The 8,362-nt window shown below is 63.8% G+C and carries 8 protein-coding genes and 2 pseudogenes; 3 read left to right on the top strand and 7 right to left on the bottom strand.

Annotated elements, in window-relative coordinates:
- Nucleotides 1-92, bottom strand: a pseudogene (locus G6022_RS01495) (2Fe-2S ferredoxin); the annotation flags it as partial.
- A 118-nt stretch (nt 93-210) separates the two neighbouring features.
- Here G6022_RS01495 and G6022_RS01490 point away from each other — a divergent pair.
- Nucleotides 211-1,212, top strand: coding sequence for an AraC family transcriptional regulator (locus G6022_RS01490; RefSeq protein WP_107749265.1), 1,002 nt, complete (start codon nt 211-213; stop codon nt 1,210-1,212).
- A 149-nt stretch (nt 1,213-1,361) separates the two neighbouring features.
- Here the strand turns inward: G6022_RS01490 and G6022_RS01485 are convergent, their stop codons facing one another.
- Nucleotides 1,362-1,886 (bottom strand): PaaI family thioesterase, encoded by a 525-nt coding sequence (locus tag G6022_RS01485; RefSeq protein WP_008379464.1) that lies wholly within the window; start codon nt 1,884-1,886, stop codon nt 1,362-1,364.
- Between the two features lie 295 nt (nt 1,887-2,181).
- Between G6022_RS01485 and G6022_RS01480 the strand changes: the two genes are divergently transcribed.
- Nucleotides 2,182-2,811 carry a TetR family transcriptional regulator gene (locus G6022_RS01480; protein WP_182639191.1) on the top strand — a complete coding sequence of 210 codons (630 nt, stop codon included), beginning with the start codon at nt 2,182-2,184 and terminating at the stop codon, nt 2,809-2,811.
- A gap of 616 nt (nt 2,812-3,427) precedes the next feature.
- On the opposite strand, the gene G6022_RS01475 is transcribed toward G6022_RS01480, so the two are convergent.
- Complete coding sequence (locus tag G6022_RS01475) at nt 3,428-4,324, bottom strand: alpha/beta hydrolase (protein ID WP_069388583.1); 897 nt, start codon at nt 4,322-4,324, stop codon at nt 3,428-3,430.
- Nucleotides 4,325-4,474: 150 nt separating this feature from the next.
- A complete protein-coding gene (locus G6022_RS01470) occupies nt 4,475-4,684 on the bottom strand; it encodes a hypothetical protein (RefSeq protein WP_069388582.1) in 210 nt (69 codons plus the stop codon).
- Nucleotides 4,685-4,836: 152 nt separating this feature from the next.
- On the opposite strand from G6022_RS01470, the gene G6022_RS01465 reads away from it, so the two are divergent.
- Nucleotides 4,837-6,150: an ISL3 family transposase gene (locus G6022_RS01465; protein ID WP_069388581.1), complete on the top strand. Its 1,314-nt coding sequence runs from the start codon at nt 4,837-4,839 to the stop codon at nt 6,148-6,150.
- Between the two features lie 45 nt (nt 6,151-6,195).
- On the opposite strand, the gene G6022_RS16650 is transcribed toward G6022_RS01465, so the two are convergent.
- The 3 genes and pseudogenes from G6022_RS16650 to G6022_RS16740 form a co-directional block, all read right to left on the bottom strand.
- On the bottom strand, nt 6,196-6,666 hold the full coding sequence (locus tag G6022_RS16650; RefSeq protein WP_228549380.1) for a transposase: 471 nt from the start codon (nt 6,664-6,666) through the stop codon (nt 6,196-6,198).
- 39 nt (nt 6,667-6,705) lie between these two features.
- A complete protein-coding gene (locus G6022_RS01455) occupies nt 6,706-7,812 on the bottom strand; it encodes a BtrH N-terminal domain-containing protein (RefSeq protein WP_067478094.1) in 1,107 nt (368 codons plus the stop codon).
- A gap of 445 nt (nt 7,813-8,257) precedes the next feature.
- Nucleotides 8,258-8,362: pseudogene (locus G6022_RS16740) on the bottom strand (integrase core domain-containing protein); the annotation flags it as partial.

Below are 8,362 nucleotides of genomic sequence, written 5' to 3'. Positions count from 1 at the left end.
TTGTTGACGGCGATCCGCATGAGTGACTGCCCCTCCTCTAAGGGCACCACGTGCTTCTCTCCCTCATGTGAGACGAAGGTTACGACTGTCATCGCTGGCTCCTGCATGGTTGTTCGGGTAATAGCTGCTCACAGCATTGCTAACAACGACGACTGCGGCTAGGTTGATTGAGGGCAGAAGCTTGTTAATTTGGCTCAGAAGGCGGGGGCGATGAATCTTGATCGCGAGGGCGTGCCACCGCTCGTGTTCGCGCAGTTACTTGAGAGCCCAGTTCTGGAGCAAGACGCCGTTGCACGGTTTCGCGAGATCATGGATCGTGAGCGAAGCGACGTCGAGTCACTTCTTGCCATCAACGCCCAAGTTCCCCTGCGGTGGATCAGGGAAGCCTTGCCCGACCTCGACGTCGACCAAGCAACGACCCTCGGTTTGGCGTTCGCCCAGCATGCTCATCTGACGTCCTTCGGACCATTAAGCGTCCCACTAGTAAGCGCAGGTTCCGCAGGCGAGATATTGGAATTGCTTGCCTACCTGCCGCTAATAACCCCAGCCCTGAGTGCGCAGTTCTACGCAGGTGGACACGGAGTGTCTGTCGCGCTCAATGGGCAGACGGGCGATCGAGTCCTAGACTCCCTAGTGGTCACCTACTGTGGTGCGGTCCTGCTGAGGCTGCTGAATATACTCGTTGGCGATGCACCAGACATCACACTCTCACTGGGTTGGCCCGCTCCGGAAGGTCTGCCCGTGGATCAGGATTGGTTAGCTGGTCGCCTGGTATTTGACGCTTCACTGTCCATTCTGCATTTTCCCGTTGACGCGGTCAATCACGTCTGCCGGTTCTCTGACCCCGTGGCGTATCGACTCGCTAGCGGTGACTTGCAGCGAAGGCTCGACGAGCGGAGTAAAATCGCCTCGTATTCGGACAAGGTGAGACGTCTGATAGAGAAGCGTCCCGCAGATTGTGGAAGTCAGTGGATTGCAGACGAACTCTCCATCTCTACGAGCACACTTAAGCGGCGCCTCTCTGAGGAAGGGATGACCTATCGCGGACTGCGCCAGTCGGTCATTCGTGAGTACGCGATTCTTCGTTTACTGGACGGATCTGTGTCCGCGAGCGAGATCGCCACGGACCTCGGTTACAGCGACCTCGCCAGCTTTTCACACGCTTTCAAGCACTGGACCGGCCACCCGCCGACGGGGTTCCGTCGTAGGTAGCGCTGCCTCTTGGTTGACTCGTACAGGGCAACTGGCGATGCACGGTGCCTTCCGCTTCGCCCGTTCTTTGGGCGTGGCGTTCAATATCTTCAGGCTCCGCCGACATCCTCGACGTATTCGGGCCTGGTGCTCGCGGCGGTGAGTTTGGCCTAAGCCCTCGAGTTTCTCTGTGACTGCAAAAAGTGTTCAACCTCGACCACGATGAACAGGGCAGTGGCAGTAATAACAGTGCGGCCCTCTGCATCCTCCATCGTGGACGTGAGGTCCAATTTCCGGCCATCGCGAGACCGAACTGCAGCGCGCAGGATGTACGGGGTGTCGAGTAGTGCTGGCGCAAGATACTCGAGCTCGAGACGGCGCGTCACGGCGAGCTCGCCGACCGAATAGAGCAAGAAGCCGAAGAGGTCGTCAATCACGGTCGCTACCGCGCCGCCGTGTGCAATGCCGGGTGCCCCGACGTGGCGCTGGTCGAACTGGTGGTGTGCGACGACGCCGTCTCCGTCACGCCGTACCGAGAGGAAGTGACCATTCGGGTTCTCTGGTCCACAGCCAAGGCAGTTGGGGTGGTGGGGAGGAAGCTCGGAGGAACCGGATTCCATGCGCGTAAACGAGCGCACCCAGGTGTCGATATCGGTACCTATCGGCCCGCCGGCCTTGTCGCGAAATGTGTCCATGTCCAGACCTTCCTGTCGATGAAGTTGTGCTGGGTGTGACACCTCTGCTCATGGCGACGGAGATATCGCCGACACCCGCACGTCCGACCCGTGACCCAACCTCGACCGGGACGTCCAAGGGGCCCTGAGGCCCGATGCGGGTGGCCTGAGCAACTGGCTGCCGACGGCACGATAGTCAGGTCGACAAGGCCGACTGAGCCGGGACACCATGTACTGTACGAACATACAGTATGCGGTACCGACGTATAGTCTAGTTTGGGGTCCGTAGGCTCGACCGCAACTGAAGGGGAACCGCGTGAATCGTTCCGCACCAGGCGCCGCGGGCCAGGATCTCACTGCCAAGGCGCGCATCCGCAACGCCGCACTGGATCTCTACGCCGCCAACGGCGAGGACGGCACTTCGTTGCGAACCGTGGCGACCGCGGCCGGGGTGACGGTGGGTCTCGTGGTCCATCACTACGGCACGAAGGACGGCCTGCGCGGGGCGGTCGAGCGACTGGTCGTAGAGCATTTCGCTACCGCACTTGCCTCGGCGCCCGTGGACGTCCCAGGCGCCGACATCGCCCGGATCCGCAACGAGGCGGTTGCCGACATGCTGTTCAGGCGTCCCGAGGTGGTGAACTACCTGCGCCGCGCGTTGCTAGATCCCGGCGGTCAGCGAGGTGAGTTACTCGAACGGCTCACCGAGCTGACACACCGGGAAGTGATAGCTATGCGGCAGTCTGGTGCGGCGTCTAGGGTCCGCGCCGATGCTGTTCAGGTGGTCGACGTCATCGTCACTCAGCTGGGCCGTTTGTTCCTCCAGCCGCTCGTGGACTCGATGTGGTCCCATCTTGGGACGTTCACTCACACCGAAGGCGACGACAAGCCGGAACTGAGTGTTCGCGTCACCGAGACATTGGCACCGCAAGGAACGCCGCAATGACCTTGGTCATGGTAAGTCGCTGGCTTCGAGGCCGGACGATGCCGCGAGCAGCCGCAGTCGAGAATAGTTGCCGCGTGACGGCCACAGTGGACTCCACTCTTAGGGGCAAGAAAACGAGATCCTGTGGCGCGCCGTTGCCTATCTGTCGCAGGCGAACCCGCCAGACGGCGATATGCCCGTGTGGGGCAAGAAGGTCGGCTTTCGGAATGTCTCCGACCACGCCCACACAGGGGGCAACGGAATCGCGCACAGCCTCAGACCGAGCAGCTCCACCAGTCGCGCCCACCGCGCCTGCTGATGAAGTGCCGAGTTCTGAGGTGCCGAGTTGCCAGTGCGAGACCGGACGAACGTGCGAGCAGTTCGGGGAGCGGTCGAGTTCGCGAGATTCACAACTCGGCATCGTCTACTTGTCATAACGTCTGGTTATCGGTCCATGCTCGTGGCCAACATCGAAGCCGGGATCGCAGGGCGGCCACATCCGGGGAAGCGGTCCTCGAGCTCCGCTGTCAGCGAAGCGGCCCGCGGGGGCGGGCGAATCCGGCCATCAATGCAACCGGCACCGATACGCAACCCAGGTGAGCTCCCGCCGCCGGTGACGTTCGAGTCCTCGACGGCGTCAGTGGCGCGATGCGAGAACGTCGTTGTCGAGAAAACCCTTCAATCCGCCGCTGAACACATCGTTGTCGTCGCCGGCGACCATATGACCGGACCCGGTGACGTCGATCAATCTGGCGGTCGGTATGAGCTCAAGCAACTCTTTGGCGCCCTCTTCGCTGACCACGTTTGATTGTGTTCCACGAACGAGCATCGTGGGAACGGTAATCGCGGCTGCGGCGTCCCGGGCGCGTTCGTATCGCACGATCGAGTCGGTCTGGCGGGTGGGTTCGTCGCCCTGGCGCAGAAACGCCGGATCCCAATGCCAATACCAGCGGCCATCGCGCAGACGGAGGTTCTTGCGCAGCCCCTGCGGGTTGGGGGTGCGGACCCGGTTCGGGGTATACGCTGCGATCGCTGCGGCAGCGTCGTCGAGGCTGTCAAAACCATCCAGGCCACTTTGCATGAACGCCATAATCTCCGCGGTGCCGCCCGGTTCGACCTTCGGGGCGATATCGACCAACACCAGACCACGAGCGAGCTCGGGATTCTCTCCTTGTCCGATCAACGACGTCATACCGCCCATCGAGGCCCCGACCAGTACCGGCGTCTGCCCCAACTCGCCGATGACCGAGGTCAGGTCGGCGACCAGAGCGTCGATGCCATAGTCCCCGTCCGGTGCCCATTGGCTCTGCCCATGCCCCCGTGCATCCAGGGCGAGGGCGGACCAGCCGTCCGCCGCGAGCCTGCGTCCGGTGTTTCGCCAGGAATGCCGGGTCTGCCCGCCGCCGTGCAGCAACAGCACCACACCTTTACTGCTGACGTCTGAATCGCCCGCAGTTGACGGTGGATCCCACCGGTCGGCGGCAAGTGTGACACCGTCACCGCGGAGCTCAAGGGTTGTGACTACAGGATCCATAGAAGTTCCTCGCCATGATTATCGAGTGGAGCATTCTCAGTCATGTTGCCGCAGGGGGTGAATACCATTGCACACCACACTCGACCGGCACACTCACTCGACACCGACCCAGACTCCTCGTAGTCGATCAACCAGCCACAATTGGCGCACTCACAGCGGTTCAATCTCGGGTTCAGCGACGTCATCCTCTCGCCGGATGCTGGAACCGAGCTGTTCCGGGCGGAGATCGGGCGGGCGTTCCACGCGGCTGAAAGACTCGTGGAGTCGGCGCGATCGGCCGGCGCGATCCGTTCGGACTTCCACCACAGCGATCTGTACCTGCTGCAGCACCCCAACGGCGGTCTCGCGCGTGGTGTGCACGCGAGCCCACACCCATGGATAAGGGGCCCTTCCGGATCCGGAGTGCGTAACTGGGGTTCGCCGGTGATGCGGTGAGGCACAAGATGTAGGGGTCCTGGGGCGTGTGAAGATGCAAGTTCCTACACCAGCACTTCGCATCCCCAGGACCCGCTTTGAACGCTACCGCCAGCCTGCTTGCCGACACCATCTGCCGCACCGTCGAGTTGGGGGTGACCATCACCGACGCCGCCGTGGCCGACGAGCTCACGCACCTGTTCTGCTCCCCGGTCACACTGGATCCGATCTGCGCCGAGTGCGGGGTGGTGGGCCGGCTACGAGACCACATCGAGCGGCGGGTGACCGATCTGCCGATCGTCGGCCATCCCACCAGACTGCACGTGCGGGTACCGCGCTTCACCTGCGGCAACACCGAGTGCGTCACGCGGATCTTCCAGCAACGCATGCCGGCGTTGGCCGAGCCGCGGGCCAAGACCACCCGCCGTTGCACCCGCTGGATTCTGCAGCGCCTGGCGGTCGACCGCACCAGCGTGTCCGCGGTGGCCAAGGCCCTCGGGCTTGGCTGGGATTTGGTCAACGACCTGGCGGTCTCCGAGATCCGCACGATGGTCTACGACCAGCCCGGACACTTCGACGGGGTGCGCGTTCTAGGGGTCGATGAGCACAAGTGGAAGCACGTGCGCGGTGACGGCAGCAGCTCGTTTGTGACGGTGCTGGTCGACCTGACCCCGGTGGTGGACGGCACCGACCCGTCTCGCCTGCTGGACATGGTCCCGGGGCGTTCGGCGAGGGTCCTGACCGAGTGGCTCGACGCGCGCGACCAGGCGTTCCGTGACCGGGTCAAGGTGGTGACAATGGACGGGTTCGCCGGCTATCACACCGCCGCAGCCAAAGCCGTCCCCGAAGCGCGGACGGTGATGGATCCTTTCCACGTCGTGCACCTGGCCGCGGACAAGCTCACCGTGTGCCGCCAGCGCATCCAGCAGGCCACCACCGGGCACCGGGGCCGCACGGGCGATCCGCTGTACGGCATCCGCCGGACGTTGAACACCCGGGCCGAGCTGCTCACCGACAAGCAGAAGGCCCGCCTGTTCAAAGCGTTCACGGCCAACGATGCGCACGCGGCGGTGGAGGTCACCTACGGCGTCTACCAGCGGCTCATCGCCGCCTACGAGGCCTCGGGCAAGCGGGAGGGCAAGATCGCGATGTACAAGCTCCTCAAATCGATCCGGGCCGGCGTTCCGAAGGAACTACCCGAGCTCGCCCAGCTCGGCCGGTCGCTGTGGAAGCGGCACCGCGAGATCCTCGCGTACTTCGACGTGGGTGCCTCCAACGGTCCCGTCGAGGCCATCAACGGGCGCCTCGAACACCTCCGCGGAATCGCCCTGGGCTTCCGGAACCTCAACCACTACATCTTGCGGTCACTGATCCACTCCGGTCAGCTTCACGACCGGATCAATGCACTCTGATTCCGGAAGGGCCGGATAAGGGGCTCTTCGCATCTGAGTGTGGGGTCAGGTCCGTAGCCCGCCGGCGATGAGGAGCATCCGCAGGCGGTAGTTGTCGCGGTTGCGGTAGCCGCGGGCCAGGCGCCGGTGGAGTTCGATGAGGCCGTTGATCGCTTCGGTTCCACCATTGTTGGATCGGTCAGTGGTCCAGTAGGCGAGGAAGGAGTCCTTCCACTTGCGAAGAGTGCGGCCGAGGCGGGCGATCTCTGGGATCGGGCAGGACGGCAAGGTCGCGAGTATCTTCTCCGCAGCGCTGCGCCCGGCTGGCAGGTCTTTATGGTGGTAGGCCTGTCGGAGTTCGTGGGCGATCTGCCAGGCGAGGAACAGTTCCTCGTGCCGGGGGTCGGCGGCCAATGCGTCATTGAACCGTCGCCACTGCCGCTCGGTCAGCCGTGCCGGGTCGCAGCGGATGATGGTGCGGATCCCGTAGAGCGGGTCGCCTTTACGTCCGCGGTGGCCGCAGATCTGCTGCTGCAACCCGGCAGTGGTGCTCGCTTGCTGCGTTCGCCGACTTGCCTACAATGGGTCACCCATCCCCAGTTCCCCCGCCGCTTTGCGCATGTGAGAGATGGCATGGCCTTCGTCGCGGGGAAGCGTCGCGGCGAGTTCATTGACCCGTCGCCAGCGATCGAGCGTCGATCCGTCGCTACGGCCGGCCGCAGCCAGAGCCGACCACGTGTCCGCGCAGCGCAAGAGCGCAGTTCCGGCCTTCGCCATCTCCGCGGACTCCGTTAGCCGGGCCACGTCGCCACAGAACTGTGCCTGCAACCGGCGGAACAGGCCGCCGCCCGTGCCTGCCTTCTCTACAAAGGCGTGGAGAGAACGCAGCGCGATGTCCAGTTCCGGTTCGGGCATGAGCCCCGGCCACCGGTCGACATCCTCGGCGAAGACCGTGACTCCACTGATCCCGGCAGCGGCAACGGCATCCGGCGGTAGCACCGACGCGTCCGGAATAATCGCGGTTGTCGCCGCCTGCATGTTTTCGACCGAGGCCACGAGGGCCGAAGCCGCAGTCTGGCGGAGATCGGGCAGGATCTGGGGCCAGTTCACGAAGTACGTGGTGTGCCTCGTGGGCACGGGGAACGATCGGGACGCGCGCGCCCGCGCAAGAGCCTCGTAGGGGACTTTCTGCATCTCGGCTCGGTCGTTGTCCACCACGAAAGCCGTCTCGGTGTCGTCTTCGTAACCGATCACGACGATGTCGTGCCGACTCATCTGAAGGCGGACATTGAGGTAGGGCAGCTCAGAAATGTCGGCCCACATCAGCACGGGACGGCCTTGCTGGAGTTCGCGGCGGACCCAGCCCCAGCCGGTCTCGGGATCGTCGGTTCCCCGAACGTCGACCTCTGCACCCAGCCTGGCGAGAAGGTCGACCTCGAGGTCGCTGCTACGCCCGACGAAGTAGATGGGAGGGGCGAGACCCGGTGCCCGCAGGTAGGTGAAGCCGAGACCACCGCCCATTCCGAAGACCAGACCTTCGCTCGGCACCTCGTCCCAGCCCAGACCGGCCCACTCCAGGAGGTCTCTCAGCGCTCCGGAACCACAATGCCCTGCCTGACGGTGGGGATAGTCCAGTAGGACTCGTCGCGGCTCTGGATGACGGGTAGGGACCTCGACTGACATGACATCTCCTGAATCGGCGTCGCAGCAATCTGCGCGGTTTCCGGTTGGACGGGCATGCGGTTACGTGACTATACATTCGTTCATGCAGGCATGTACCTACCTCAGCGGTCCATCGAAAGGATCCTTCGTTCCTGCGCCGCCCGCCGAGTGATAGCTCAAGAAATGCGCTGGGCGAGGCAGCCCCGGGCGTCCGCCAGACAATCACCACCGCTCTCCTCCACGAGCCGGCGGCCCGGAGCGTGTCAAATCAAATGAGACGTGAGGTGCTCGGTTGGGCTTGGCTAGTTTCGGGTGATCGGGCGTCGGGGTCGTTGATGGTCGCCTTTTCCGGCAGTCGGGGTGGGCGCGGTCGTCGGGTGAACCGTTCGGGGTGTTTGGCGTAGGCGGCGTCGAGCACGAGCTGGCGCCTGTCGCGGATGGTCTCGGCGGTGCCGTCGTGGACGCTGGCCGGGGTGTGCAGTCCGATCCCGCTGTGCCGGTGCTGGTGGTTGTACCAGTGGATGAATCGGTTCATCCATGCCCGGGCGGCACCGATGCTGGCGAACCGCTC

The organism is Dietzia sp. Cai40 (genome assembly GCF_014145165.1).
GTDB classification, from domain to species: Bacteria; Actinomycetota; Actinomycetes; order Mycobacteriales; family Mycobacteriaceae; genus Dietzia; species Dietzia natronolimnaea.
The sequence above is the reverse complement of the archived record's forward strand: the minus strand, read 5'-3'. Positions and strand labels throughout refer to the sequence as shown.